The 26,251-nt window shown below is 60.3% G+C and carries 23 protein-coding genes; 9 read left to right on the top strand and 14 right to left on the bottom strand.

Annotation, left to right across the window (positions count from 1 at the left end; all coding sequences use genetic code 11):
- Window positions 1-449: 449 nt before the first annotated feature.
- The 4 genes from AC1RJW_RS05990 to AC1RJW_RS05975 all read left to right on the top strand — a co-directional run bounded on the left by AC1RJW_RS05990 (window position 450) and on the right by AC1RJW_RS05975 (window position 4,971).
- Window positions 450-1,448, top strand: a complete 999-nt coding sequence (locus tag AC1RJW_RS05990; protein ID WP_493044185.1) for a DUF4238 domain-containing protein — start codon at window positions 450-452, stop codon at window positions 1,446-1,448.
- A gap of 96 nt (window positions 1,449-1,544) precedes the next feature.
- Entirely contained in the window at window positions 1,545-3,725 is a 2,181-nt protein-coding gene (locus AC1RJW_RS05985) for a KAP family P-loop NTPase fold protein (RefSeq protein WP_493044184.1), read from the top strand.
- A 485-nt stretch (window positions 3,726-4,210) separates the two neighbouring features.
- Entirely contained in the window at window positions 4,211-4,690 is a 480-nt protein-coding gene (locus tag AC1RJW_RS05980) for a helix-turn-helix transcriptional regulator (protein ID WP_493044183.1), read from the top strand.
- Window positions 4,687-4,971, top strand: coding sequence for a hypothetical protein (locus tag AC1RJW_RS05975; RefSeq protein ID WP_493044182.1), 285 nt, complete (start codon window positions 4,687-4,689; stop codon window positions 4,969-4,971). Before AC1RJW_RS05980 ends, AC1RJW_RS05975 begins: the two co-directional genes overlap by 4 nt.
- 92 nt (window positions 4,972-5,063) lie before the next feature.
- Here AC1RJW_RS05975 and AC1RJW_RS05970 read toward each other — a convergent pair whose 3' ends face one another.
- Both AC1RJW_RS05970 and AC1RJW_RS05965 read right to left on the bottom strand, forming a co-directional pair.
- The gene (locus tag AC1RJW_RS05970) at window positions 5,064-5,999 is read right to left on the bottom strand and encodes a hypothetical protein (RefSeq protein ID WP_493044181.1); all 936 of its coding nucleotides are present in this window, start codon (window positions 5,997-5,999) and stop codon (window positions 5,064-5,066) included.
- 737 nt (window positions 6,000-6,736) lie between these two features.
- Window positions 6,737-9,064, bottom strand: coding sequence for a DNA internalization-related competence protein ComEC/Rec2 (locus AC1RJW_RS05965; RefSeq protein ID WP_493044180.1), 2,328 nt, complete (start codon window positions 9,062-9,064; stop codon window positions 6,737-6,739).
- A 163-nt stretch (window positions 9,065-9,227) separates the two neighbouring features.
- Here AC1RJW_RS05965 and AC1RJW_RS05960 point away from each other — a divergent pair, with 163 nt between their 5' ends.
- Window positions 9,228-9,506 carry a hypothetical protein gene (locus tag AC1RJW_RS05960; protein WP_493044179.1) on the top strand — a complete coding sequence of 93 codons (279 nt, stop codon included), beginning with the start codon at window positions 9,228-9,230 and terminating at the stop codon, window positions 9,504-9,506.
- An 82-nt stretch (window positions 9,507-9,588) separates the two neighbouring features.
- Here the strand turns inward: AC1RJW_RS05960 and AC1RJW_RS05955 are convergent, their stop codons facing one another.
- Together AC1RJW_RS05955 and AC1RJW_RS05950 are read right to left on the bottom strand one after the other, a co-directional pair.
- Window positions 9,589-9,771 (bottom strand): hypothetical protein, encoded by a 183-nt coding sequence (locus AC1RJW_RS05955; RefSeq protein ID WP_139143755.1) that lies wholly within the window; start codon window positions 9,769-9,771, stop codon window positions 9,589-9,591.
- A gap of 106 nt (window positions 9,772-9,877) precedes the next feature.
- The gene (locus tag AC1RJW_RS05950) at window positions 9,878-10,090 is read right to left on the bottom strand and encodes a hypothetical protein (RefSeq protein ID WP_493044178.1); all 213 of its coding nucleotides are present in this window, start codon (window positions 10,088-10,090) and stop codon (window positions 9,878-9,880) included.
- A gap of 450 nt (window positions 10,091-10,540) precedes the next feature.
- Here AC1RJW_RS05950 and AC1RJW_RS05945 point away from each other — a divergent pair, with 450 nt between their 5' ends.
- Window positions 10,541-12,526 carry a helicase-related protein gene (locus AC1RJW_RS05945; protein WP_493044177.1) on the top strand — a complete coding sequence of 662 codons (1,986 nt, stop codon included), beginning with the start codon at window positions 10,541-10,543 and terminating at the stop codon, window positions 12,524-12,526.
- 3 nt (window positions 12,527-12,529) lie between these two features.
- Here the strand turns inward: AC1RJW_RS05945 and AC1RJW_RS05940 are convergent, their stop codons facing one another.
- The 10 genes from AC1RJW_RS05940 to AC1RJW_RS05895 all read right to left on the bottom strand — a co-directional run bounded on the left by AC1RJW_RS05940 (window position 12,530) and on the right by AC1RJW_RS05895 (window position 23,892).
- Window positions 12,530-13,003 (bottom strand): T6SS effector amidase Tae4 family protein, encoded by a 474-nt coding sequence (locus tag AC1RJW_RS05940; RefSeq protein ID WP_493044176.1) that lies wholly within the window; start codon window positions 13,001-13,003, stop codon window positions 12,530-12,532.
- Window positions 13,004-13,148: 145 nt separating this feature from the next.
- Window positions 13,149-14,387 (bottom strand): PQQ-dependent sugar dehydrogenase, encoded by a 1,239-nt coding sequence (locus AC1RJW_RS05935; protein ID WP_493044175.1) that lies wholly within the window; start codon window positions 14,385-14,387, stop codon window positions 13,149-13,151.
- A 5-nt stretch (window positions 14,388-14,392) separates the two neighbouring features.
- Window positions 14,393-15,190, bottom strand: a complete 798-nt coding sequence (locus AC1RJW_RS05930; protein ID WP_493044214.1) for a TatD family hydrolase — start codon at window positions 15,188-15,190, stop codon at window positions 14,393-14,395.
- 12 nt (window positions 15,191-15,202) lie between these two features.
- Window positions 15,203-15,928, bottom strand: a complete 726-nt coding sequence (gene lolD / locus AC1RJW_RS05925; protein ID WP_076571574.1) for a lipoprotein-releasing ABC transporter ATP-binding protein LolD — start codon at window positions 15,926-15,928, stop codon at window positions 15,203-15,205.
- A gap of 16 nt (window positions 15,929-15,944) precedes the next feature.
- Window positions 15,945-17,210, bottom strand: coding sequence for a lipoprotein-releasing ABC transporter permease subunit (locus AC1RJW_RS05920; RefSeq protein WP_076571576.1), 1,266 nt, complete (start codon window positions 17,208-17,210; stop codon window positions 15,945-15,947).
- A 32-nt stretch (window positions 17,211-17,242) separates the two neighbouring features.
- Window positions 17,243-18,520 carry a lipoprotein-releasing ABC transporter permease subunit gene (locus tag AC1RJW_RS05915; RefSeq protein ID WP_493044174.1) on the bottom strand — a complete coding sequence of 426 codons (1,278 nt, stop codon included), beginning with the start codon at window positions 18,518-18,520 and terminating at the stop codon, window positions 17,243-17,245.
- 105 nt (window positions 18,521-18,625) lie between these two features.
- Window positions 18,626-19,918, bottom strand: coding sequence for a TolC family protein (locus AC1RJW_RS05910; RefSeq protein ID WP_493044173.1), 1,293 nt, complete (start codon window positions 19,916-19,918; stop codon window positions 18,626-18,628).
- A complete protein-coding gene (locus AC1RJW_RS05905) occupies window positions 19,918-21,231 on the bottom strand; it encodes an HlyD family type I secretion periplasmic adaptor subunit (protein ID WP_493044172.1) in 1,314 nt (437 codons plus the stop codon). Before AC1RJW_RS05905 ends, AC1RJW_RS05910 begins: the two co-directional genes overlap by 1 nt.
- A complete protein-coding gene (locus tag AC1RJW_RS05900; protein ID WP_493044171.1) occupies window positions 21,228-23,381 on the bottom strand; it encodes a type I secretion system permease/ATPase in 2,154 nt (717 codons plus the stop codon). Before AC1RJW_RS05900 ends, AC1RJW_RS05905 begins: the two co-directional genes overlap by 4 nt.
- 82 nt (window positions 23,382-23,463) lie before the next feature.
- The gene (locus AC1RJW_RS05895) at window positions 23,464-23,892 is read right to left on the bottom strand and encodes a hypothetical protein (protein ID WP_493044170.1); all 429 of its coding nucleotides are present in this window, start codon (window positions 23,890-23,892) and stop codon (window positions 23,464-23,466) included.
- A 213-nt stretch (window positions 23,893-24,105) separates the two neighbouring features.
- Here AC1RJW_RS05895 and AC1RJW_RS05890 point away from each other — a divergent pair, with 213 nt between their 5' ends.
- From AC1RJW_RS05890 to AC1RJW_RS05880, 3 genes are all read left to right on the top strand, one after another.
- The gene (locus tag AC1RJW_RS05890) at window positions 24,106-24,651 is read left to right on the top strand and encodes a hypothetical protein (RefSeq protein WP_493044169.1); all 546 of its coding nucleotides are present in this window, start codon (window positions 24,106-24,108) and stop codon (window positions 24,649-24,651) included.
- A gap of 180 nt (window positions 24,652-24,831) precedes the next feature.
- The gene (locus tag AC1RJW_RS05885) at window positions 24,832-25,377 is read left to right on the top strand and encodes a fimbrial protein (RefSeq protein WP_493044168.1); all 546 of its coding nucleotides are present in this window, start codon (window positions 24,832-24,834) and stop codon (window positions 25,375-25,377) included.
- 108 nt (window positions 25,378-25,485) lie between these two features.
- Window positions 25,486-26,250 (top strand): fimbrial biogenesis chaperone, encoded by a 765-nt coding sequence (locus tag AC1RJW_RS05880; protein ID WP_493044167.1) that lies wholly within the window; start codon window positions 25,486-25,488, stop codon window positions 26,248-26,250.
- Window position 26,251: the final 1 nt, after the last annotated feature.

The raw sequence follows: 26,251 nt of genomic DNA, 5'->3' as shown, positions 1-26,251 counted from the left end.
TAGTCATATGCACAGTCCTATTCCTATCCGTAAGAATAACGCATAGGCTGTGTCTGGTGAATCAAGGGGCTATTTCACAGATCTCCGCCCCTTCGAAGAGTTACGGAATGAAATAAGTCATAAATTTCTTGGTCTATTTTGCCCTAGGATCCGAATATGGTGAGGTGAATTTTGTTCCGTTAAACGAAAATTTTGACTCTATTCAAGGCGACCGGATGCACGATTAGCAAGCTACGCAAGGAACTTGAACAACCACAGGACAAATTAGCACATCATTCTTCGATATATCGATGCCACATGGAAATTTAAGTTAATGGAAAGAAGCGTTAGTATTGAAAATGTAATACGTATTTTACGCACATAGCTGCCGACAAGTAGATCCGGCGCCTAGGCTGGTAGGAAGCTTGGTAAAATGAATCCGAAAGCCGACGCCCAACAGAATGGATACCATGTTGCGAAAAGACCTCGAAGCCAAGAAACGACAACATTACGTGTGGGCGAAGTATCTAGCCCGATGGGGTCGCGGTACGATGGACGTTTTCTACACCACGAAAACGGGGAAGTTTGCGCACGACAGTGTACGTGGCATTGCCGTTGATGACTATTTCTATAAAATTACCGTGCTTAATAGCAAGCATATTGAGGTGATTAAAGGATTCTCACGAAGTAGCCCCGATCATTTGCAGCAACACCACATGTCATATCTTCATGACTTTCTAAGGATACAGCAGGTTGAGTTCATCTATGGCAAGTCTGGCACTCAGAATCTGCAAATTGAGCAATATCTCCAGGCGTTGAAATGCAATCAATTGGAAAATCTCCATGCCGCCCATGAAAAAATGGCGCTTCCCGTGTTAGCCGCGTTAGCTGAAGAGAAACTTGATGTGCTGCAAAATCAGCGGCATATGCTCGAGTTCATGACATTCTTCGGACACCAGATTTGCCGCACAAAAACTTTCCGAGATGGTGTAATGCGGGTCCTATCTAGACAAAGTGCTCTTGAGATTGAAGTCGCCAATGCTATGCAGCATACGTGGTGGTTCCTGAGTTATATGTATGGAATGAACATGGGATTTAGCCTGTACATGGGGCGCCAGAACGCGAGGCATGCATTGCTGATAAATGATACTAGCGTACCTTTTATCACGTCCGACCAACCTATCGTCAACGTGCACTCCTGTGTTTCTGAGAAAAAATTTACCCCACCTGAGTATGCCGATCTCTATTATCCGATTACTCCACGGATCGCTTACATCATTTGCGACTCCAAACGGTTCCCATCAGGCAGGCACGAGGTTGATAAGGCGACTGTTGTGGAATTCAATTCCAAAGTCGCGGCCCAAGCCATGGTGTACATCATCGGTGATACGGTGGATGCTATTCGCCCTTTCAAAAAGTACATCGGGCAGAACTACCAGAGTGCGCCTGATGGCCGTGTCAAGACCTGACAGAAAAATCATCGGACAACTTGGCACGTATGGCTTCACAATAGCCACGCATAAAACGAGCAAAATAAAGCGGTTCAACGAAGTTAACCTACGAAGATGACCACACCAACCTACATACCGGATCGTCCTGCAGAATCCGACGCGCTTGGCCGTTCGCACTTCGCGAAGTCGCTTGCGAAAGCGCTGTTGTTCGTGAGTGCAGGCGAAGGCCTGGTTGTAGGTATTGAGGGCAGCTGGGGAAGCGGCAAAAGCACAGTAATTGGCTTCATAAAGAAGGAACTACCCCGATGTGGCGCAGCCGACTTCCCTCCTATCGTCGTCGACTTCAACCCTTGGATGGTTAGCAATACTGGAGCGCTGGTCGACGCGTTGGTAACACAGATTGCCGCCGCAATTAATCTCAATCCAAGTTCGCCAGAAAGGGCCATCAATGCTGGGGAGAAGCTACTGGGATATATAGGATTATTGAAGCATCTCAAGTACCTCAAGTACATTCCTGGCATTGGCTTCGCGGGAAACATCGCTGAGGATATGGGGACGATTGCTGGAAATGTCGCGGACGGGACAAAGGAAGCGACAGATGCACTGGGTGATTTGAAAAAGCTCTTACCTAGCCTAGATTTAGCGAAGAAAAAAGCCGATGTAGTGGAGGCCCTACGTGACCTTGATCGGCCAATTGTGGTGATCGTGGACGACGTGGACCGGTTGCCGGCAGATGAGATCCGTACCGTCGTTCAGGCGATCAAAGCTGTCGCTGATTTCCCCAGAACTACATATCTGCTAGCCTACGACCGCGACGTTGTTGCGGTGGCCCTGGGAAACGGAAACCTTGATTCAGGCCTATCATACCTGGAAAAGATAGTCCAAGTAGCGTACCCTATACCACCACTGTTCGAGTACCAGCTCAGGAACTTCGTCGACAAGCAGGTTCAGCTCCTTCTTTCGTCGCTAGGGATTGAACTCCGCAATTATGAAATCTCCGTCTACCAGAAGGCGATTGGATATTTGACCCGTCTCGCACGCCACCCAAGGGATGTCGTCCGTCTGATGAATAGGCTTATGCTGAGCTTACCGGCGACTCTGAACGAGGTCAATGCGGCGGACGTTATCGTATTTGAAGCTTTATCGCAGCGCTTCCCAAAAGTCCGCGACTGTGTCCACCGTCACCCGACTGATTTCACCGGAGGTCACTCGTTCCGAGGGGATTCTGGCTTTAATGCGGATGAGTTCGAATGGACTAACTGGGCTGGGTTGGATTCAGAGCGTAAAAATGATAAACCACTTTGGGCAAAGCATCTACCCCAGCAAGAACCCGACTACACGTTGGCTACAAAAGTCTGCGCATTCCTCTTTCCCGAGGGCGCAGGAAAGAGTGATCGCGTGCCCGAAGACAATCTTCATATCGCTGATCCGGATAGGCTAGCGAGATACTTCCTCATGACCTCGCTGGAAAGCGTACCAGAAGCAAGCGACATCCACGAAAAACTATCAAAACCACTAGCCCTCGGGGAGGCACTCGCAACTGGAGAGTCAAGCGAATTGGTATTACTTCTCGAATGGATTTGTAATTACCTACCTTCTTGTCAAACACTGGACGTTGATGGGAGCGCCAATGCTTTGATAGCACGCGCGCTTCGCTCGGAATCTGAACATGACCTAACAACAGATCTCGCGGAGCTATTTGCGAAGGCACTGGAGCGTTTGATTCGGAAGGCTCCGACAGAAAAGCGTGAATCAAGCTTCCTCCGGATCATTGTAGGATCGCCCTTATCGATTTCAGAGAAGGTACTGCTAGAAGCTGCGATCGAGCAGGGAAAATGGAGCCTGCATCCCGAACTGATCAAAGTCCCCGAGGATCAGCTGATATCCAATGGTGATGTAGTCAATGAAGCTATTGCTACTTGGTCTGAAAATGTTCGAAGAAGCGTCGAAGCGGGCGCACTTTCGGAAGAGCCAAGAATGCATTCGATCCTTCACCGCTTCGCCCAGCTAAACTATACGTATAGCGAGACCTACGAGGCGGTTGAAAAAATCTGTGCTACCGAGAACGGCTTGCGCAAATTTCTATCCACTCATATGAAAGATAGCCCTTTCGAATCGCTAGATTTATACGCTCTCGTAGAAGACGCCCACCGACTAGCTGGCCGTATCAGAGCTTCACAGTTAAAGAACGAATATTCCTGGCTAGCAGACCACATCACTATGCATGATCGCGCAAAAGCAATTGGTGAACAGTCTGCGCGGCTTAAAGAAACAAATCGAAGCCGTAAAGACTAGCAGACGTAGAGCATCTAACGAAAACTGTCAGTATATCGCCGGCAGATGGGTATTCAGGCAAGTAAAAGGCATAACTGCTGGGGTAAACAACTCACCGACACAGTCGGCAAGCAGAACATGAAAAACATGGCCATCAGTGGGATACTCACTTCACTCACCGACGTTGCTCATCTTGTCAATGGCACGATGAATTAAAAACTATGCCACACTTGGCCAGCCAGCGACCGCTCGACGGCCACCATTCTTTTCGTGACTTGACCTACCGGCGGCAGACGGTGCGCGGTCCTACAGGCAAAGCGCGGATCGAGGGTGACGACAAACATCGACTGACTCTTCTTGACAAAGAACCACTTAGCTAGGCGGATCAGTTTTCGGTTTGTGCCAGAATGAACGCTTCGCAATGGTGTGAATAGCAGGACTGCCATATATTTCAGCAAGATGTACAATATATTGTGCATTCAAGAGGTGAAATTGTGAGCATACACATGATCGGACAAGAGATTTATCTGCGGCGCAAAGCGGTTGGCCTGACTCAACAGCACCTGGCTAATCTGGCAAATCTATCGCGCCAGACCATACAACGCTTGGAAGCAGGGACAATTAAGGATCTTAGTTTTCAGCGCTTGACCAAGATCATGGGCATCGTCGGATTGAGTTTCGACCTTCCGTCGTTAGCGGCCCGGAAGCGCAAGAATGGCCTATGGATGGCCGCCAAAACCAGCAGCGTCAGCTATAAAAAAGAGATGAGCGTTGAAACCCTCCAGCATGCTCTTTCCACGGGTGAGGTTCCTCGCGGATACGAGGCGCAGATGCTTCATTTTCTGGACGAGGCACCGGTGCAAATTGTTGTTATGGCGGTCGAAGAGGCGGCCATGATATCCAATGAGTCGCCGACAAAAGTATGGTCACGTTTGGCTAAACTGGGTCCGGTACTTGGAGCCGAGCGCAAGGAGGTTTGGGGATGAGTGCAAGCACATATTCAGGAAATATGGAAGGTCCCGGCATGATTACTACCGAGGACGACGATTCTGGTTTCCCCCGAGGACGTTTCGAGGAGACGCCAGCATTGGTTGACTTGCTACTATGGAGCAGCCCCACGTCGATGATCCCCACCCGCAAGGCTTTAAGCAATGGTGGGCCGTGCTGGCAGCTCGTCGCCCGGAGTTTTACTCTCAGCTTAGGTTTTTTTGCAGGAATTTTTGAAAAATCATCTTGGCATTCTCAAAATCAATGTAAAAGTCATTGATTTTCCTATACACGTTTTTGCATGAATTTTGCGAACCTATAACCTAACAGGATCTCATCCTAATCAGGTCTGTTTTTTCGATATTATTGTTACTAGAAACCGAAGAACATTTTTCGCTCTTCTAATTTGTGCAGACTGTGACGCGCTATGTGATGCGGCGTCGGCTCCACTTTTTCAGAGCAAAGTCTAAAAGCGAGTCCGTCGATGCATATTTCGGCCACCACGCCGCCAAAATCTTTTTCATAGCAGTCCTGCAGGATTTTCAAGTTGGTTGAGGGGAAACTATCTTTGAATTCCTTATTAAATTCAGGATAGAAATAGCGAATAAGCGCAGCTTCATACAGCGAAATTCTCTCCTGCTCCGTTGTATTAAAAAGCTTGCTAATTCCATCCCTGATTCTCTTTCCATCGTCATCTTTCTTCTTCGCAAATGGATTCATAACAGTAAATAACTGATTATTTGGCTGGATTGCCAGCATCAGTATGGTTAACCTGTGTCCCTCGGGCACACCTTTAATAGCTATCTTTTGAAGCGTCTCATGCTTCAAAAGCCGATCGATCGAATTTCGCGAACCATCTTTTCCATATGCTTGTCCGATATACTTAACATCGAACTTCAGCATACCTACCTTTTCTTCAATTTTGTGCTTTAAGAAATCCTCATTGGGCCAGAACGTCTTTCCAGATTCGTCCTCAAGAATGTTAAATCCATCTCGTTGCCTTAGCGACAATCCTTGGGGAAGATTGATCGATATAGTGTGAGATAAATTTGCAACGGAGAAGTCCATTTCTAGTTGATTGCTATCCTGTCGAGCATCGAGAAACCTTATTGCTGGAGTATACCCAATGATGTAAATATGACACGACTCAATGACCCTCATTAAGGGAGCAAGTATGTTCTTATCATAGATATCTTCCGCGAAAATTGTGCATGAGTTGAACGCATACATTCCCAATGCATGCTCCACATCAAATAGAGCATTTGAAAAAAGTCCCTCTTGTGCAGGCCCCTTAGGCTGGTCTATCACGCATTCCTCCAGTTTAATTGATATTTTTAAAATTCCACATCGCGCAGTAGCCTACGTTTACTCATCAATGATCTTTACGATTTTTGAATCTACGAAAAGCGACACAGTTTGAAATTATGACTAAATTAACAACAATGAATATCCTGTGCAACGTGAATACATTGATATTAATTCGTCGATTATAACCACGCAATACCACCGAAGACGTACTCTACTACCTCAACTGCAATAACCATTTCTATTTTCTCCAGCAGCACTGCTGCCTCGGCAGATACAACCTGCGTGGCTAGAACAGTAAGTTAAGAGTAAGTATGCGAAGCAAATGAATGTAAAATATTTTGTACATCTATAGAACTGCGGCATATGTATATCTACGAAGTCGGGAAAGCAGTTCGCATCCGTCGTTTAGTGGTCGGGTCAACGTAGCAACGTCGAGCGAAGTTCGCAGGTCTGTCGCACAATACACTGCAGCAGTTGGAGGCTGAAACCATTGGCAACTTGAGTTCCGGGCGCGTGAATTATTTGAATCCTTCGATGCCCCAGGGACTACTTGAGGTAATAATGATCAGCGTCGTGGCGCCCTCCGATGTTGCTACCGTCATACACCACCTTGAGGAAGTGCCGCTTTAGGGTGGTATTATTGCAATAAAACAAGCGGGCCTGCAAAGTGGCTCTACTGTTGTGCAGATTTGATAGCATGTGGATGCTCATCACCGATGCCTAATCGAGTACTAATTTTAACTCGATTGCCGTGTGGGAATGGATGTCATACCGAAAAATACAACACGCGACACTGTAGATCTTGCGAAGCAAGCGTGACCGGACATACGGGCCTCGCCCAATAAGCGATCTTTTTGTGGGTGACATAATCCGTGGTGGGGCGCCAGCAGCACGTCGGCCGCCAGCTCTCCATCGGCCGAGCGCGCCAGCAGCTGCGCTTCCTGCGCCGCTTCGATGTCGCCAGCCAGCAAGATTGCATGCTGGCCTGCCGTGATCTTCACGGTGCAGCTGCGGGCGTTCGGTTTCAGCGATATATCGTCGTGGCTGGCCGGCAGCGGGTGCAGCATGGCGAAGTGCACGCCTTCCCAGGTCCAGCTCTGGCCCGCCATGCAGTGCAGATAGGGGCGCTGCGCTGCCCGCCGCGCCTCGACTGCCGGGTGGCCATCGAACAGCGACGAGGCCAGCCAGCCCACTTGCACGTTCTCCAGCAGAGATATGGCGCCGCCCGCATGATCGAGGTCGCTGTGGGAAATGATCACGCCGTCGAGCGTAGCGATGCCGCGCGCCCGCAGATACGGCACGATGACACGGCTGGCGCCGTCGGAATCGAGGCTGTAGGCGGGCCCCGTGTCGTACAGCAGGCGGTGGCCATGCGTTTCCACCAGCACGGCCATGCCTTGTCCCACGTCAAAGGCCGTGACCCACATCTGGCCCGGTGGCGGGCTGGACGGCAAGGCCGTCAGCAGGGGCAGCCAGCCCAGCATGCCCGCCCACCTATGGGGCCATCCCCGTGGCGCCAAGAGCCAGGCCGTGCCGAACAATGCCCAGCAAAAACTCCACATTGGGGGCGCGGGCGCCGTCCAGACGGCGAAGCGGCGCGCGCCCAGCCAGTCCAGCACCTGCGCCAGCATTTGCACGATGACGTGCGCCAGCAGCAACAGCCCATCGGACAGGGGCGCCGGCAGCAAGCTACCCGCCAGGGACAAGGGCGTGACGACCAGGCTGATGACGGGAATGGCCAGCGCGTTGGCCACAGGGCTGACCAGCGACACTTGCGAGAAGAGCAGCATCGTCAACGGCACCAGCCCCACCGTCACCACGTATTGCGTGTGCGCACCGAGCGCCACGGCCGCGCGCAGGCGGCGCCAGCGGCTGGCGTTCTGCGGCAAGGGCGCCGTGGTGCGGCCCGCCGTCGCGTACAGCATGGTGGCGACGGCGCCGAATGACAGCCAGAAACCGGGCCACAGCACGGCCCAGGGGTCGAGCACTACAACCACGCCCAGCGCCAGGCACAGCACGTGAACGATGCTGGTGATGCGTCCCAGCCACAACGCCAGCGCCACCACCAGCAACATATACAAGGTGCGCTGCGCAGGCACGCCGAAGCCGGCCAGCAGTACATATATAAATGCCGCCAGCGCGCCAGCCAGCGCCGCCACCTTTTGCGCCGGCAACAGCAAGGGCAGTTGCCGGTCCGTAAAAAACGAGCGCCGCCACAGCGCGCCCGCGCCCAGGGCGAACAGGCCAGCGATCATGGTAATGTGCAGGCCGGAAATCGAAATCAAATGGCTCACGCCCGTGCGGTTGAACACTTGCCAGTCCGACTGGGGAATGGCGCGCTGGTCGCCCACCACCAGCGCCACGATCACGCCCGCATACTGTTTATCTTCCAGGCTGCGCAGTATGCGCGCACGCAACACTGCGCGGCTCGCTTCCACCGCATTGCCGAAACCGGGCACGAAGGCCGCCAGGCGCACGTTGGGCGTGTCTGCGCGCGGCTGCGGCCGCACATAGCCGGTGGCGCGCACGCCCTGCTCCAGCAGCCACGCTTCGTAGTCGAAGCCCATGGGGTTGGCATTGCCGTGCGGACGCTGCAGGCGCACCGTCAGCCGCCAGCGTTCGCCCGGCTGCACGTCGCCCACTTCGTTCGTCACCTCATCGCGAAAACCCGCGTACCAGGACAGGGCGATCAGGGGCGGCACCTGCGCATTGAGTGCCTTCTCCACGGCAAAATTGAAACGCACGCCCTGCTCGAAGCGGTACGGCAAGCTGGCCACCGTCCCCGTCACGACGATGTCCTGCCCTTCGTCGGCCAGCGCCAGCTGCGGCGCCAGCGCGGCCTGGGCCAGCCAGGCGGCCCAGTAAAAGCCCAGTCCCACGCCAGCGGCAAGCGCAATAGCGGAACGCCAACCGGAACGCCAGCGCGCGTGACGGCGCAACAGCCACGCCATCAGCAGCGCCGCGCCAGCGATCGCCCACAGCAGCGCGCCCGCGTGCGGCGGCAAGCTTGCCTGCGTCTGCAACCAGGCGGCGCCAGCGGCAAAGCCGAGTATCAGGGTGCGCATGGGAAGACAGGATCAAGGCAAAATCCGCTCGCTGCGAAAGGGGCTCAGCTACTGTGATCGCTTTCCACGCCTTGCCGTCTGATCTGGCGCAATGGTGCAGCAGATAAGATCGTTCAGGCACGCCACACGCCACCACCGTAGCCGAAACTTTCCCCACGCTAAGATGGCCATCCGGCGCGCGGGATCGGAAGCGGGCTGGCGCGCGCTGCTCGATGCCGGTTTTGCGGACGTTGAATTCGACGACATCGACGTGCCCTTGTCGCCCACGCCGGGCGAACTGTGGACCGCCCTGGGCGACACCTACGATATCGACCGCCTGGACGATGACGCCAGGCAGCGTTTGCACGGCGCGTTCCTGGAGGCCGCAGCGCCGCTGCAAGCCGGCGACGGATTGATCGCCACCGGCTGGGGGCTACGCGCCGTGCGCGCAACGGCAGCCTGAACTGCCGTCGGCGCCATGGCTTGCTGGCGTCAGCGGCAACAGGCTACGATAGTGGCTGCCGCAGCGCGCAGTACTCCTCCCGTCAATTGCAGGATTGCAGGCAGGCGGACCGCTCGGCGCCGCACTCGGCTTGAGAGGTACCGGCGGCGATGCAAGCCCGCCATTCGGCAGCGCAGGCGCTATAGCAATTGGCAAAGGCTGGCGTCGCAGTCACCGCCAAACCGAGGCCTGACGCAAAAAGAAATGCAGCGAGCTTTTTATTCATGGAGTTCTCCCAAAGTCGGATGGCTGATGAATCCCCGCGCGCGCCATCCTCTGGCGCAGGGCCACATACACAGGTATGTCGGGTGTCATCGCGCGCTGGCCATACGTCAGCGCGAAATGGAAAATCCTGCGGCCTCCAGCAAATCCTGGAGCACCGTCAAATCAAAGCCGTGCATATCAACGGCACGCCCCAGCCGATAGCCAGAGCGGCATCCAGAATAATGCCGTACGTCGCCGTCAATTTCAGATATGTTGAAAAGATACCAAAATACCCTTGCAAAATCTGAAGCCATCATCAGCTCGCCATTATTAATTGTCAAGACAATTCAATTCATTGCGCGCCATCGGCCAATTCCTTGCGCAATGAAAAATACTGACACGATACGAATATCATCACCGTGGCTATCGATAAAAACATACTCTTTGTTATTATCAGCGTCACGGCAATTGAAATTTTAATGTTAAATTCAAAAATCTAACAAAGTTAATAAAAATACATTCATTAAAACTCCAGCCGAATAAAAATGCAGCAGAAAAAAAACCGATAAGCGCAAAGCACCGGATATCGGATTCCCATTCCGCGTTCAAGCAAGATGATTTGCAGCCAGGTGGCAGCGCCGCCCTCCATGTTTGCCAGTTGCTTATCCGCCTCAAGGAATCATCGTTTTACAAATCAGCGCTCGTGCGGCAGCCGCACCGTGCGCAGGGGGAAAATCTTTACCCTGCGCACGGTATAATCGGCCTCGCTTACTTCAACACCCAGGCACGACATGACTTCCTCCGCACTTCCTCCCGACACTTCCACCGACATTTCCGACAGCACCGAAGACAATAACGACGCCACCCTGGTCGCGGAACTGGGGGAACTGGCCGAGCATATCCGCCTGGTCAAGATGGAAGGCCGCGTCTTCGTGCGCTTTTCCGGCGTCGTCAAGGCCGGACACCTGGTAGTGCCGTATGCGCTGGTGCCAAGCCAGGGCGTGCTGGCGCGGCCGGCCAAGTGGCGCAAGATGGACCGCGAGACCAAGCTGGCGCTGGTGCGCGAACGGGCCAGCGCGGCCGTCTTCGAGGAACTGCGCCAGCACGTGATGGATTTCGTCGCCGATATCGCGGGCCTGAGCGAGGACGTGGACACGGACCCGATGGTCTTCCTGCACACGCTGGCCGACATGCAGACGTCGGAGCCGGCCGGCATGGTCTTCGACCGCATCCGCCAGCGCTTCAACCACGCCATCGAGCGCCAGCAGGAAGAGCAGCACGCGGCACGCACGCGCCAGAGCATCAACCTGGCCGAGTATCCCGCCTCGTTCGAGATGGCGCGCCGCCTGCCGCGCCGCTTCATCGCCCTGCTCGGACCCACGAATTCCGGCAAGACGCACCGCGCCATGGAAGCGCTGGTCAAGGCGAAGAGCGGCATCTACCTGGCGCCATTGCGATTGCTGGCCCTGGAAAACTACGAACGCCTGCAGGAAGCTGCGCCGCATGGCAAGCCGCTGGCCGTGAGCCTGATCACGGGCGAGGAGCGCCGGGTCGTCGACGGCGCCACGCACGTGGCCAGCACGGTGGAAATGCTGGACACGAAAACCGTCGTCGAAGTGGCCGTCATTGATGAAATCCAGATGCTGGCCGACCCGGACCGGGGCGCCGCGTGGACGGCGGCCGTCTGCGGCGCGCCGGCCCACACCGTCTACCTGGTGGGGGCGCCGGAAGCGCGGCGCGCCATCGAGGCGCTGGCCGAACGCCTCGACTGCCCGCTGGAAGTGCATGTATTGAAGCGCATGGCGCCCCTGTCGATGGAGCCGACGGCCGTGCGCAAGGTGCGCAACCTGCGCCGCGGCGACGCCGTCATCGCCTTTTCGCGCCGCGAAGTGCTGATGTGGCGCGACATGATCACGGAAACGGGATTATCGGTGGCCACCGTCTACGGCAACCTGTCGCCCGAAGTACGGCGCGCGCAGGCGCAGCGCTTCCGCGACGGCACGGCCGATATCGTCGTCGGCACGGACGCCCTGGCGATGGGCCTGAACATGCCGATCGCGCGCATCGTCATGACCACCTGCGTCAAATACAATGGCCGCGAAGAGGAAGAGATTTCGGCCGCGCTGGCGCGCCAGATCGCCGGACGCGCGGGCCGCTACGGCGTGCATGAAGAGGGCCTGGTGGCCGGCTACGACAACGAGACGCATGAGGTGATGCGCGCGCTGCTGAAGGAAAAGCTGCATCCGCTGAACACCAGCGGCTTTGCCGTGGCCCCCTCGCTCGAACACCTGCACCGCATTTCGTCGGTGACGGGCGAGCTGTCGCTGTCGAAACTGCTGCGCCGCTTCATCCACAACATCGACGTGCCGGACGGCTTCTTCTTCCCCCGCATCACGGAAGACCAGAAGGAGCGCGCCGTCTGGCTCGACACCCTGCCCCTGTCCGTGGCCGACAAATTTACCTTGTCGCTGGTGCCGATCTCCAGCAAGGTGCCGTCCCTGCAGACGGCGTGGGAGCACTGGGCGAAGAATCTGTCGCAGGGCAAGACGTCAACCTTGCGCCAGCACGCGTACGGCGGCGGCACGCAGAATCTGCAGCAGGTGGAGGACACCTGCCGCTACTATTCCGCGTATGCCTGGCTCAGCTACCGCCTGCCCGAATTCTTCCCCGATATCGCGGTCGCGCAAAACCTGTCGCGCGATGCGTCCGAGCGCGTCGATTCCATCCTTCGTGCGCACAACGCGGCCTCGCGCGGACGGTCGAAGAAGTTCAAATAGGCGTTACCGCAATTCCCAGAACCACACCTCGCCGCAATCCCAGTAGCATTCGGACCCGCACACCTTCACGCCGATGGAAGGCAGCAGTATGTCGATATGGCCGCCCGCGCCGCCCAGGTAGCCGGGAATGCGGAAGAAGGCGACGAGGCCCTGGCGCTGGCCGATGCCCGGGATGGCCGCCTCCCTGGCGAATCTTTCAGGCGCACCGAACATCGAGGGACTGGCCAGCATGTGCGCCAGTTTGGCCTGTCCCGGTTCGATCAGCGCGCCCTTGAACGGCCCCTTGCGGATGGCCATGCGGCCCTTGACCTGGATGCCGGCCTTGATCAGGGCCAGGCTGACGCGGATGGCGCAGGTATTGGCAAAGCTGTCCTTGCCGATCAAGTCCTCCCAGCCGATTTCGCCGAAAAGTGCCGCCTGGTCGACGGCGGCCACGCTCGAATAATTCTCGCGCAGCGTGATGAATGCAGGTTTCACGTCAGCCTCCCGTTGGTGGTGTAGCGGGACAGGAAAGACGCCGCGCCAGGATGGCAGGCACGGCCCGCGCGTGTCGCTGGAGAGCATCGAGCCGATTATAGGAGGATGGCGCGACCTCGCACTGCGCGAGGTCAAGCGATATGCATCAGGGTTTGGCCGCCTCATAGTGCAGCTTGAGCACCAGGCCATTATGGTCGTCGGCCATATAGATATCGCCGTCCTGGCCCTGCTTCACGTCGACGGGCGCGCCCCTGCCCTGCTTGCCCTTGCGCTCCCAGTTGCCGATCAACTCGACGGACTTGCCCAGCGGCGCGCCGGCCTTGTCGGGCAGCAGCGCCGCCAGGCGGTGGCCGTTGCTGCGGTAGCCGTGGTAGCCGATGATCAGGCTATTCCTGTACAGCTCCGGGAAGCGGCTGGCCGTATAAAACGTCATGCCCAGCGGCGCGGCGTGGCCGGGCAGCAAGCGCTGCGGCGCCGCATACTGGGCGGCACAAGCCGTCTTCGGATATTCGGGACTGGCGACATTGTCGTCGTAGCAGTACGGCCAGCCGTAGTGCCGGTCGGACTTGATCAGATTCAGCTCCTCATGCGGCAAATTCTCGTCGCTTTTGAGCTGCGGCATGGCCGCCTGGATGGCGTCGCGCGCGTTTTCCGCCTGCCACAACTCGCCCGTGGCCGGATGGAAGGCCAGCGCCATCGAATTGCGCAAGCCGCGCGCATGCGTGCGCCAGCTCGTCACCGTGCCGGCCGGCCAGGCCATCTTGTATTCGCGGATGGCGCCCAGCGCCTCAAGGCCTTCCGCCGAAGGACAGGCCTTGGCCGGATCGGGCGCCTTGCCATCGTTCTCGCAATGGTCGGTGCTCGAACCCACGTTTACATACAGATCGCCCGTGGGGCCAAAGCGCATGTTCGTCAGCAGGTGCAAGCCCAGGCCCGGCAGGCGCGGCGTCTTGGCCGTGCCGCCGATGATGTCGGTGATGGCGCGGGCGGGATCGCGCAGGTCGAAGCGGAAGATGCGTCCCACCTCGCCCACGTAGACCAGGCCGTCCGGCCCCTGCACGATGCCGTTCGGGCGATCGAGCTTGTCGAGCAGCAGCTTGCGCTCGTAGCCCGGACCGGCCGCCTTGCGCTGCAACAGCCACAATTTACCCTGCTTCGGCGCCCATCCCGTCATGTCCGTGACGAGGATGTCGCCATTCGTCAGCGGCAGCACGCCACGGGGGAATTTCAGGCCGTCTGCCAGCACGGCCACGCAAAAGCCGGCCGGCGTGGTGACGTCGAGGCGCGGCATGCCGTCGCACTGGGCGCCGGCCGCCGCCATGGCGGGCGCCAACACGGTAGACATGCAGGCCGCCAGGGCGCCCGCGAGCATTTTCTTGTTCATGGTTCTCATTCCATCAAGGGTAATCGGGGCAGCACGGCGCGCGCGTTGGCGCTGGTGGCAGCCGCCACTTGCGCGATATCAAGGCCGCGCAATTCGGCCAGCACGGCGCCGATGCGCGGCAATTCTTCGGGGCTGTTGCGGCCCGGGTGGATCCAGCTGGGCGAAATATCGGGAGCGTCCGTCTCCAGCACGATGGCATCCAAAGGCAGGTCGGTGGCCATGCGGCGTATCTGCAAGGCCCGCGTAAAGGTCATGGCGCCGCCAAACCCCAGCTTGAAACCCAGGGCTATATAGCCCTGCGCCTGCTGGAAGCTGCCATTGAACGCATGCGCGATGCCGCCGTTCGGGCGGATCTGGCGCGCGTGCTTGAGGACGATGTCCTGCGAGCGGCGCACGTGGGCCAGCACGGGCAGGTCGAAGTCGCGGGCAATTTTCAGCTGCTCGCGCAAAAAATGCTCCTGTTTGGCGCGCATGGCCGGTTCGCACAGCATGGGAAGGAAGAAATCGAGGCCGATCTCGCCGATGGCCACAAAATTCGGGTCATGCATGGCCAGCGCCACGGTTTCGCGCAGGGCGATCAAATCGTCTTCCGTGGCGTGCGGCACGTAGATCGGGTGGATACCGAGCGCATAGCAGGCGTTGGGCGACGTTGCCGCCAGATCGCGCACGATGGCGAAATTGGCCCGTTCGACGGCGGGAACGACGATCATCGCCACGCCCTGCGCGGCCGCGCGCGCCGCCACCTGCAGCGATTCGCTGCCGAATTCATGCGCGTCGAGGTGGCAGTGCGTGTCGATCCACAGCATGGCGGTTCCTTAGTATTGGTACGGCTGCAGCCCTTCGTCCGTCAGACGCAGCACGCGGTCGCAGCGCCTGGCCAGTTCGATATCGTGGGTGACGATGACGAAGGCCGTGCCCAGGGTGCGCGACAATTCCAGCATCAGGTCGAATATCTGTTCGGCCGTGGCGTGATCGAGGTTGCCCGTCGGTTCATCGGCCAGCACGCAGGCCGGCTGCGTGACGAGGGCGCGGGCCAGGGCCACGCGCTGGCGCTCGCCGCCCGACAATTCGCCGGGCGTGTGCGTGACGCGCTTGGCCAGGTTCACGCGCGTGAGGATCTGCTGCGCCAGCTCGGTGGCCGGGGCGCGCTTCATGCGCCGTATCATCAAGGGCATGGCGACGTTGTCGAGCGCGGAAAACTCGGGCAGCAGGTGGTGGAACTGGTAGACGAAGCCCAGCGAAGCGTTGCGCAAGTCGCCGCGCGCCTTTTCGCTGAGGGTGGCGAAATCCTTGCCCAGCAGGGTCACCTTGCCGCTGGTGGGCGTATCGAGCCCGCCCAGCAGATGCAGCAGGGTCGATTTGCCCGAGCCGGAGGCGCCGACGATGGCGACGCGCTCGCCGCGGTGCACGTCGATATCGATGCCGGCCAGCACCTGCACCTTGTAGCTGCCCTGGGTAAAAGTCTTGCCCAGGCCACGGCAGCTAAGGACGGCGGAATCGGCGGAAGCGCCGTTGGAGGCAGGTTTGTTCAGGTCGGTCATGGTCGTAGTCAGTGGTTTATTCATAGCGCAGGGCTTCCGCAGGTTTGACGCGGGCGGCCCACCAGCTTGGGTACAGGGTCGCCAGAAAGGCGAGAATCACGGCCAGCACGCCGATCTTGCTGACGTCGGGCCAGCGCAGGTCGGACGGCACGGTGCTGATGAAATAGATGTCCTTGGAGAGGAACTGCACGCCCAGCAGATGCTCGATGAAGGGCACGATGACGTCGATGTTCATCGCCACCAGCACGCCGCCGCCCACGCCCAGGATCGTGCCCAGGATGCCCACCAGCGCGCCCTGGATCATGAAGATCTTCATGATGGAACGGGGCGAGGCGCCCAGGGTGCGCAGGATGGCGATATCGGCCTGCTTGTCCGTCACCGTCATCACCAGGGTCGACACGAGGTTGAACGCCGCCACCGCGATGATCAGGGTCAGGATGATGAACATCATGCGTTTTTCCGTCTGCACGGCGGCGAACCAGTTGGCGTTCAGCTTGGACCAGTCGCGCAGCCACAGGTCGCCCGGCATGGATTTCTTCAGTTCGGCCGCCACTTGCGGCGCCTGGTTCATGTCGGCCAGGCGCAAACGCAGGCCGGACGGGCCATCGAGGCGCAGCAGGCGCTGGCCGTCTTCGATATTGATGAAGGCCAAACCGGCGTCGAATTCATTGTGGCCCGCCTGGAAGATGCCGCTGACGGTAAAGCTGCGCATGCGCGGCAGCACGCCGGCCGGCGTGACCTGGCCCTGCGCCAGCATCAAGGTCACTTTTTCGCCGAGGTTGACGCGCAAGGCGCGTGCCAGCTCGATGCCCAGCACGATATTGAAGGTGCCCGGCTGCAGCGCCTTGAAACTGCCCATGCGCGTCTGGCCGGCCACGTCGGACACGTTCGGCTCTTCCTCGGGCAGCACGCCGCGCACGATGGCGGGACGCAGCGCATCGTCGCGCAGCAGCATGCCTTGCGTTTCCACAAACGGCGCGGCGCCCTTCACGGCCGGATTCTTGAAGGCCTGGGCAGCTTCCGCGCGCCAGTCGGGCATGCTGCCGCTGTTGTCGAACACTTCCACGTGGGCCAGCACGGACAGCATGCGGTCCGTCACTTCCTTCTGGAAGCCGTTCATCACGGACAGCACGACGATCAGCGCCGCCACGCCCAGGCCGATGCCGGCCATGGAAATGAGCGAGATGAAGGAGATAAAACTGTTGCGGCCACTGCGCTTGCCGGCCCGCGTGTAGCGCAGGCCGACCAGCCATTCGAAGGGCAAATTCTTGAAAATACTCATTATTCAGGCGGTCTTTATCGTTTCTTGATGTGTTATTCGTAGCGCAGCGCCTCGGCCGGCTTGACGCGCGCGGCGCGCCAGCTCGGGTAGATGGTGGCCACCAGAGCCAGGCCAAAGGCGATCAGGCCGATCTGCGCCACGTCCAGCCAATGCACGTCCGACGGCACGGCGCTGATCTGGTAGATTTCCTTGGAGATGAAGTGCAGGCCGAAGATGCCTTCGATGAAGGGCACGATGACGCCCACGTTCAGCGCCAGCACGACGCCGCCGATCACGCCCAGGGCACTGCCCAGCAAGCCCACCAGCGCGCCCTGGATCATGAAGATCTTCATGATGGAGAACGGCGAGGCGCCCAGGGTGCGCAGGATGGCGATGTCGGCCTGCTTGTCGGTGACCGACATGACCAGGGTCGAGACCAGGTTGAACGCGGCCACGGCGATGATCATGCTGAGGATGATGAACATCATGTTCTTCTGGCTTTGCACCAGCGCATACCAGCTGGCACTGGCGCGCGACCAGTCGCGCATCCACAGCTGGCCCGGCATCGACGCCTTCAATTCGCGCGCCACCTGGGGCGCCTTGTTCATGTCGTGCAGGCGCAGACGCAGGCCGGACGGGCCGTCAAGCTGCAGCAGCTGTTCCGCATCCTGCATGTTGACGAAGGCCAGGCTGCCGTCAAGTTCATTATGACCTGCCTCAAAGATGCCGGCCACCTTGAGCGCGCGCATGCGCGGCATGACGATGCCGTTGGCCGGATCGCCCGCCCTTGGCTCGCGCTCGAGCATCAGGGTCACGTTCTGCCCCACTTTCACGTCGAGCGCCTTGGCCAGGTCGATGCCCAGCACGATGTTGTACGAGCCGGGCGTGAGATCATTGAAACTGCCCTGCTTCATCTGGGCGGCCACGCTGGAGACGGTGGTTTCCTGCTGCGGCAGCACGCCGCGCACGACGGACGGGCGCATGGTTTCGTCATTGAGCAGCATGCCCTGGGTTTCCACGAACGGCGACACGGCCTTCACTTGCGGGTTGGCGTAGGCAGCGCGCTCCTGCGCCTGCCAGTTGGGCATGGAACCGCTCGTGTCGAACACCTCGACGTGGGCCAGCACCGACATCAGCCGGTCGGTGACTTCTTTCTGGAAGCCGTTCATGACGGAGAGGACGACGATCAGGGCGGCCACGCCCAGGCCGATGCCGGCCACGGAAATGAGGGAGATGAAGGAAATGAAGCTGTTGCGGCCACTGCGTTTCCCGGCGCGCGTATAGCGCACGCCGACCTGCCACTCAAAAGGAAATTGTTTGATGATGCTCATGCGCTCCCGCGACAACGATGATATGCGAGCGCGCAGTGTGCCACACAATGGGCATTTCATGCATGATCTCTGCGTCATCTCTGTGTGAAACCGCGCACGCCGGCGCTATTTTGCCTCCTGCGCCAGGCTGAAAACACGCAGCAGCTGCCCCGCCAGCGCATATTGCCGCATCTGCGCCAGGGTCAGGCGGTGCAGCTGGTCGATGCGCCGCTGCTGTATCGTGAAATAGCTGTCGCGCGTCTGGATGACCTGCTGCAGGTTGCGCCGGCCCGCCTCGTACTGGATGGTCCCGCCGCGCACGACGAAGGCCATCTTCTTTTCCTGCTCGTCGAGCAGGGCCAGGGTGCGCTGTGCATTGGCGATGCGCGGCAGCATGCTGGCCAGGTCGGCGCGCGTGCCCTGCTCGGCGCGCGCCACGTCCGCCTCGGCCGCCTGGGCGCGGCTGATGCTCTCGTCGCGCTGCGCCAGGCTGCCCCCGCCGAGCGGGATTTCCCAGGAGACGCCCACCGACCAGCCCCGCTGCTGGATGGTCGACGGCGGCGGCGTGGTCTTGTTGTTCAGCAGATGGCTGACATTCAGATCGATTTTAGGGGCCAGGGTGGCCGCCACGCCGCGCACGCGCAACTGGGCCGCGGCAGCCCGCTCGCGCGCGGCGCGCAACTGCGCCGGCTGCGTGTCGGCATTCTCCAGCGCCTGCGCCGGCAGCGGCGCGAAGGCGAAATCGGCAAACTGCGCCACCGGCTCGAAAGCCAGCGCCTCGAGCTTGATGCGCGCCGCCTGCTGGTCCGTCAGCAAGCCGTCGTGCACCAGTTCCGCGTCCAGCTGCGAACTTTGCGCCAGTTCGCGGTCCACTTCCGACGACTTGCCCAATTCCGCCTGGCGCGTCACCTGCCGCACCAGCTGCGTCACGTCGCGCAGGCGTTCCTGCGACTGCTGCAGGCTGCGTTCCAGGCGCTGCATGTCGAAATACGCTTCGGCCAGCTTTTCCGCGCTTTCCGCGCGCGCGCGCTCCACGTCGAAGGCGGCGCCCGCCATCTCGCGCTCGGCCGCATCGAGTTCGGCGCGGTCGGCGCCGCCGTTGTACACGTTCCAGCGCACGCTCGCTTCCACCTGGTGCGTGCGGCGCTCGACCTCCTGCGTCCCATCGAGATCGTTGCTGCGCCCCCGCGTCGCCTGCAGCGCCGCAGTCGGAAACAGGCGCGAACGGGCCTGCTTGTAGCGCGCTTCGGTGGTGGCCAGCGCCGCCTGCGCCGCAATCACCTGCGGATCGCGCGGCACGGCGCGCGCCAGCAAGGCGGGCAAGCCACGCGCGGGCTGGACGGATAGCGTGCCGGGGAGCTGCGCCTGCGCCGCCATGCCGGCGCACGCCAGTGTGATAAATATCAAAAAGGCACGCATCACCGCTCCTGCAGGGAAGACTGCAAGCCGCGCAGCACGGGCTTGAACACATATTGCAGCACCGAGCGGCGCCCCGTCAGGATGCCCACGTCGACGGGCATGCCTGGCGTCACCGGCAATACCTTGCCGTGCGCCGTCAGCTGGCTGCGGTCGGTGCTCAGCTGCACCTCGAAGTACGGTTCGTTGCGCTCGTCGGGAATCGCGTCCGCCCCCACGCGCACCACTTGCGCCTTCATGCGGCCGTAGGTGGTGGCGTCGTACGCCAGCACATTTGCCGACGCGCTCTGTCCCACATGGATAAAACCGATGTCCGACGGTTTCACGCGCACGGAGATCAGCATTTCCGAATCTGCCGGCACGATTTCCAGGATAGGTTTACCCGGCTGCGCCACGCCGCCGACGGTTGCCACCAGCACGCGGTTGACGACGCCGTCGACGGGCGCCGTCACGTCGCGCCGGCTCACCTGGTCCTGCTGGCCTTTCACGGTGCTGGCCAGGGCGCCGGCCTTGGTTTCATATTCGCTGCGCTGCGCGCCCCACTGGCCGCGCATGCGCGCTTCCACTTCGCCCGCCTGCGCCTGGGCCTCGGCCAGGGTGGCCGTCAGGCGCGGCACGGAGGTGCGCAGGCTGTCGAGTTCCGTGCGCTGCTGCTGCACGCGCTGCTGTGCATTCAGGTAGTCGCCGCGCGAACCGGCGCCCTCTTTGAAGAGCCTCTCCTCGATGGACAGGCTTTCCAGGGCGATCTTCAAGCCCGTGTCCAGCTGGGCGATGCGGCTGTGCGCTTCGGCCAGCTCGCCGCGGCGGCGCGTCACGCCTTCGCGCGCGGCCGCCGTGGCCGACGCGAATTCGCGCTGTCCGTCGCGCCACAGCTGCATTTCCTTGGCGATCAGCTCGGGCGCCTCTTTCTGCCATTCCGGCGCAAACTGGGGCGTGCCGCCGGACAGCAGCGCGTCCAGGCGCGCCCTGCCCGCCAGCGCGGCCAGGCGATTCTGCACGCTGGCGCCCAGGTTGGCTTCGTACTGGGCCGTGTCCAGGCGCAGCAGCAAGTCGCCGCGGCGCACGCGCTGGCCCGGTTTCACCAGCATTTCACGCACGATGCCCCCTTCCAGGCTTTGCACTTCCTGCAGGTGCGATGGCGGCGTGATGGCGCCCCGGCCATTCACGGACACGTCGAGCTGGGCGAACATGGCCCAGGCCAGCACCAGCACCAGCAGCACGGACGTCAAGGCCAGCATGCGGATGACGATGCGCTGCGGTTCGCGTTCCGGGTCCGGGTGGGCCGCCGGCAGCGGGCGGGCATTCAGGGCGCTCATGCCGCCACTCCCTGTTCCGCCACGGGCTTGGCCGCCTGGCTGTTCAAGACGCGCATGACGTCGTCGCGCGGGCCGTCGGCCACGATGCGCCCCTTGTCGAAGACGATCAGGCGGTCCACCAGCGCCAGCATGGCCATGCGGTGCGTCACCAGCACGATGGTCGTCTCTTTTAATGTACGCAGCCGGCCGATCAGCCGCTGCTCGGTGGCCGGGTCGAACATGCTGCTCGGCTCATCGAGCAGCAGCATCGGCGGTTTCGCCAGCAAGGCGCGGGCCATGGCCACGGCTTGCCGCTGGCCGCCGGACAGGCGTTCGCCCCGCTCGCCCACTTCCGTCGCCACGCCGTTGGGCAGCTGGGTGATGATGTCGTCGAGGCAGGCCAGGCGGATGGCGTCGAGCAGGCTCTCGTCGCCGGGCTGGCTGCGTCCCAGTTCGATGTTTTCGCGCAGGGTGCCGTGGAACAGGGTCACGTCCTGCGGCACGTAGCCGATCTGGCGGCGCAGGCTCAAGGGGGCCAGCTGGGTGCTGGCCAGGTCGTCGAACAGCACGCTGCCGCTTTGCGGGCCATACTGGTTCAGCAGCAATCGCAGCAAGGTGCTCTTGCCGGAACCGAGCTTGCCGATCACGCCGACCCGTTCGCCGGGGCGGATGTGCAGGTTGAGCTTATCGAGCAGGGGCGGCGAATTCGGGTAGGCAAAGCCCACGTCGCGAAATTCGATGCGCCCGGACAGGGGCGGCGCCTGCAGGCTGGCCGCGTCGTCGTCGGTGGGCGCTTCCATGATTTTATTCAGTGCATGGTAGGACAATTTGGTCTGTTCCCAGCGTATGATCAGGCCCGCGATCTGGCTCACGGGCGCTAGGGCGCGGCCCGTCAGCATGCTCACGGCGATGATCTGGCCCAGGGTCAGCAGATGCTCGCCCATCAGCAAGGCGCCCGTGGCCACCACGGCCACGCCGGACAGCGCCAGCACGGCCGTGTTGATGTAGTTGACCCGGCTGACGATTTCGCGCGTCTCGACGCTGTTGGCGGCGATGGCCACCGTCAGGCTTTCCCATTTGCGCCGGCTCCACGCCTCCGCGCCCAGCGCCTTGATGGTGTCGAGGCCATTCATGGTTTCAAACAGGTGCGCCGTGCGCTGCGCGCTTTCCTGCATCGAGGCGGCCACGTGGCGCGCCAGGGCCGCGCGCGAGGCAAAGGCCACCAGCAGCAGGATCGGGATGACGGCCAGGGGCACGAGCACGAGCCAGCCGCCGACCAGGGCGATCACCAGCAGGAACAGCAGCAGGAACGGCAAGTCGCCCAGGGTCGTCAGGGTCGTGGAGGCAAAGAATTCGCGCACGGATTCGAAATCGCGCACGGTATTGGCCAGGGTGCCCCCGGAAGCGGGCCGGCTGGCCGCGCGCAGGCGCAAGCACTGGGCAAAGATGTTCGACGACAGCGCCACGTCCATGCGGCGCGACGCCGTTTCCACCAGCTCGCCGCGCAGCAGGCGCAGGGCCAGCTCGAAGCCCGTCAGCACCACGACGGCAATCGTCAGCACCCACAGGCTGGACGTGGCATTGTTCGGGATCACGCGGTCATACACGGCCATCGCATAGAACGGCACCAGCGCGCCGATGATATTGAGCACCAGGGTGCCCAGCAAGGCCCAGCGGAAGATCCAGCGGTTACGGTTGAAGACATCCCAGAACCAGCGTCCCGCCGCCGGCATGCTGTAGAGCAAGCTGCGCTGGTCGAAAAACAGTACGGGCCGCACGGCCACCCAGCGGCCATCGGGCACTTCCCGCGCCAGCGCGGCCGCATCAAGCCAGGCGCTGCCGGCGATGCCAGGCACGTGGCATTCATATTTACCATCGGCAATGGCCAGCACCACCAGCGCCTGCCCTTCCCCGTTGAGCAGCAAGGCCGGCATTTCCGTGGCGCGGCGCGGCTTGTCTATCGGCAACGCGGTGCCGGCCAGGGTGGCCTGCGCCAGCGCCTGTTCGAGAAAGCCGGCGGCGGCCGGGCCGGCCTGGGCAGCCACGCTGGCGCGCAGGCGCTCGGCCTGTACGGTCACGCCAAAAAAACGTGCGAGGAAGACGATGGCGTCGGCGATCGCATCGCGGGACATGCCGGCAGAAGCGGTGGAAGTGTCGGAAGGTGGCGTCATGATGGATTCACAATAAAGCGCTGCGCTGCACCGGTCGGGCGCGCCGCAGCGGGAACGCTATCGCTTGCGCGATGAGCGATGATCAATGAGTAATAATTAAGTCAGCGCGGAAGCGCCCGTGCATGAAGCCCGGCATGATGCTGGCCTGGCTGACGACGGCATTGCTGAGGTTTTTGAAGCGCAGGTCGCCCGCCAGCAGGTTCGTGTTGTCGTTATTCCATTCCCACAGGGCCAGCGGGAAGGCGGCGGCGCTGTTGGCGCCGGCCGACACAGCGTTGTAGTTGGCAGCCCGGTCGCCGGGACGCACGTACACGGTGTCCATATCGAGCATGCCGAACAACGGCGTGTTGACGGCGGACTTCGTATCATCGGGCAACAGCACGGTGAAATTCTTGATGTTCAGTTCGCCTTGCACCGAGTAGCCGGCCTGGATCAGCAGGCCGCGGATATCGACATTCCTGCTGGTGTCGTCGCAGACGTGGAGCGTGGGCGACAGGTTGCAGGTAGTCATGTGGCCTCCTGGCGGACGGCAGCAGCGATGGCGGGAACGGCAACGCGTGTGACCTGGCCGCGATCAGCCTGGCCACGCAGAGTGGCAAATGTATACATGGTATGGGCTTCCAAGAAAGAGAACTTGTTTATAAAAACTTGAAGCCGGCAGCATCTTGTATACAGTTTCGAGGGACACAAAAGCCAAACGACACAACCATACGGAAGGGTGTGGTTGTTTTTACAGCATCTTGATTATATTTCAAGCGTTTCTAAAAGAGAATTTATTTTTCGTGAATATATAACATTTATTGCAACTTTGTTGTATTTTTATATATTCAGGCATGCGCTGGATACATCGCATCCGCGCCAGCACGCTTCGGCGGCATGGACAAGCCTGCGCTGCGGCGGCGGCTTTCATCCGGCAAGCACCTGTTCAGCTTTCTCCCCCCTTTCAGCTGCGCGCAACGAAGTGCCTGCGCTTGACTGGCGGGGCGTGGCACAGGTTCCCGAAACATGGCCATTCCGTCAATCACCAGTTCAATTGCCAGCAGATTTTGTCGGCGGCAAGAGGAAGATGGCCGCACTGTTTGCGCCGGGGCGTGGGGCGCTGGCTGCCCCCGGGAATGCACGCGGCAGTGACCGGCAGCGGCGAGCGGGAACCGCGCCGGGAGTGAGCATGCAATCCACCGCGGCACGGCAGGAAAAAACACGGGTTGTAACGCAATATTTCCTGTTTTTACATAAGCTTGCAATGACAGCAAAAAAATATGCGCCGTAACAACAACTTCAACTAGTTACATGCGCTACGGAAATTACGTCCATATAATTGTTTATCAACGGCACTAGTTCCAATGCCAGATCCACCAGCGTTTGCCGTGTCTACCCAGCGACAGCGATCGCTGCACCCGCCATGCACACGCTCTTTCAATACAACACTTGACTACTCGATAGGATACCTATGACATTCGCGCGCTCAGGCGTCTTGGCGACGCTCATCGCGGCCGCCTCCGCCATGCCGGCCCTTGCACACGCTGCCGACGGCACCATCACCTTCACGGGCCAGGTCACGGCCCAGACCTGCACCATCAATGGCGGCGCCGGCAAGGATTTCACCGTCGCGCTGCCCCCGGTCTCGGCCTCGTCGCTCTCGATTGACGGCGCGACGGCGGGCCGCACGCCGTTCAAGATCGTGCTGACGGCCTGCACGTCGGCCACGGGCAATGTGTCAGCCTATTTCGAAGCGGGCACGACCATCGATACGGCGACGGGCCGGCTGAAAAATGCGGCGGGTACGGCGACCAAGGTACAAATCGGCCTGCTCAACTCCGACGCCACCACCGCGATCACGCTGGGCGCGGCACAGGCGGCGCAGAACTCGCAGAGCGTGGCGATCGCCAGCAACACGGCCACCCTCAATTACTTCGCCCAGTACGTGGCGACCGGCGGCGCGGCCGGTGTCGGCACGGTCAGTACCTCCGTCATGTACACGATGTCCTACCAATAAGTATCAGGCATTGACGCGGCGTTAGGCGGTGCCCCGAAAATGCACCGGTTGGCGAAGAGACAAACAAAACACGAATTCAGCATGTAATCACCATAGCAAGATAGCAAAATGACAGTGCGTAACAAATTATCAAAAATAATCGCGGCTTTCGCCTTGTCATGCATGGTGGCGGGCGCGCATGCGTCTGTCGTGATCGGCGGGACGCGCGTGATCTATCGCGCCAGCGACCGCGAAGTCACCATCAAGCTTTCCAACGAGGGCAATGCGCCGGGACTGGTGCAGGCATGGCTCGATACGGGCAATCCGAACGCCCTGCCGGATGAATCGAAAGTGCCGTTCACCCTGCTGCCGCCCCTGTTCCGCCTGGATCCGAAGAAAGGCCAAAGCCTGCGCCTGATCTACACGCAGGAACCGTTGCCGCAAGACAAGGAATCCTTGTTCTGGCTCAATGTGCTCGAAGTGCCGCCGCGCGCCGGCGCCGCCGCGAGCGCGGACAGTCCGAATTTCCTGCAGCTGGCGTTCCGCACGCGCATCAAGCTGTTCTTCCGTCCCACGGGACTGCCGGGCAAGGCGGACGATGCCGCCGCCCTCGTGCACTGGCGCTTCAAGCGCCTGGAGAATGGCCGTTACGTGCTGGAGGGCAATAATCCCACGCCGTACCACGTGACGTTCAGCAAGCTCACCGCGGCGGACGGCGTGGCGAACTGGAGCAACGATACGGGCGGCATGCTGGCCCCCGGCGCCAGCGCGGACTTCGACCTCGGCAACGCCGCGCCGCGCGCCGCCGTGCCCACGCAGGTCGACTACACCTACATCAACGATTATGGCGCCGGCGTGAGCGGCAAGACCCTGCGCAAGGGCACGAACGAGTAAG

It is taken from the genome of Janthinobacterium sp. GW822-FHT07A03 (assembly GCF_058798815.1).
The sequence above is the reverse complement of the archived record's forward strand: the minus strand, read 5'-3'. Positions and strand labels throughout refer to the sequence as shown.

Coding starts and splice junctions, on each gene's coding strand:
- AC1RJW_RS05990 (WP_493044185.1), top strand. CDS start 450: ATGTTGCGAAAAGACCTCGAAGCCAAGAAACGACAACATTACGTGTGG.
- AC1RJW_RS05985 (WP_493044184.1), top strand. CDS start 1,545: ATGACCACACCAACCTACATACCGGATCGTCCTGCAGAATCCGACGCG.
- AC1RJW_RS05980 (WP_493044183.1), top strand. CDS start 4,211: ATGATCGGACAAGAGATTTATCTGCGGCGCAAAGCGGTTGGCCTGACT.
- AC1RJW_RS05975 (WP_493044182.1), top strand. CDS start 4,687: ATGAGTGCAAGCACATATTCAGGAAATATGGAAGGTCCCGGCATGATT.
- AC1RJW_RS05965 (WP_493044180.1), bottom strand. CDS start 9,064: ATGCGCACCCTGATACTCGGCTTTGCCGCTGGCGCCGCCTGGTTGCAG.
- AC1RJW_RS05960 (WP_493044179.1), top strand. CDS start 9,228: ATGGCCATCCGGCGCGCGGGATCGGAAGCGGGCTGGCGCGCGCTGCTC.
- AC1RJW_RS05955 (WP_139143755.1), bottom strand. CDS start 9,771: ATGAATAAAAAGCTCGCTGCATTTCTTTTTGCGTCAGGCCTCGGTTTG.
- AC1RJW_RS05945 (WP_493044177.1), top strand. CDS start 10,541: ATGACTTCCTCCGCACTTCCTCCCGACACTTCCACCGACATTTCCGAC.
- AC1RJW_RS05935 (WP_493044175.1), bottom strand. CDS start 14,387: ATGAACAAGAAAATGCTCGCGGGCGCCCTGGCGGCCTGCATGTCTACC.
- lolD (WP_076571574.1), bottom strand. CDS start 15,928: ATGACCGACCTGAACAAACCTGCCTCCAACGGCGCTTCCGCCGATTCC.
- AC1RJW_RS05920 (WP_076571576.1), bottom strand. CDS start 17,210: ATGAGTATTTTCAAGAATTTGCCCTTCGAATGGCTGGTCGGCCTGCGC.
- AC1RJW_RS05915 (WP_493044174.1), bottom strand. CDS start 18,520: ATGAGCATCATCAAACAATTTCCTTTTGAGTGGCAGGTCGGCGTGCGC.
- AC1RJW_RS05910 (WP_493044173.1), bottom strand. CDS start 19,918: ATGCGTGCCTTTTTGATATTTATCACACTGGCGTGCGCCGGCATGGCG.
- AC1RJW_RS05905 (WP_493044172.1), bottom strand. CDS start 21,231: ATGAGCGCCCTGAATGCCCGCCCGCTGCCGGCGGCCCACCCGGACCCG.
- AC1RJW_RS05900 (WP_493044171.1), bottom strand. CDS start 23,381: ATGACGCCACCTTCCGACACTTCCACCGCTTCTGCCGGCATGTCCCGC.
- AC1RJW_RS05895 (WP_493044170.1), bottom strand. CDS start 23,892: ATGACTACCTGCAACCTGTCGCCCACGCTCCACGTCTGCGACGACACC.
- AC1RJW_RS05885 (WP_493044168.1), top strand. CDS start 24,832: ATGACATTCGCGCGCTCAGGCGTCTTGGCGACGCTCATCGCGGCCGCC.
- AC1RJW_RS05880 (WP_493044167.1), top strand. CDS start 25,486: ATGACAGTGCGTAACAAATTATCAAAAATAATCGCGGCTTTCGCCTTG.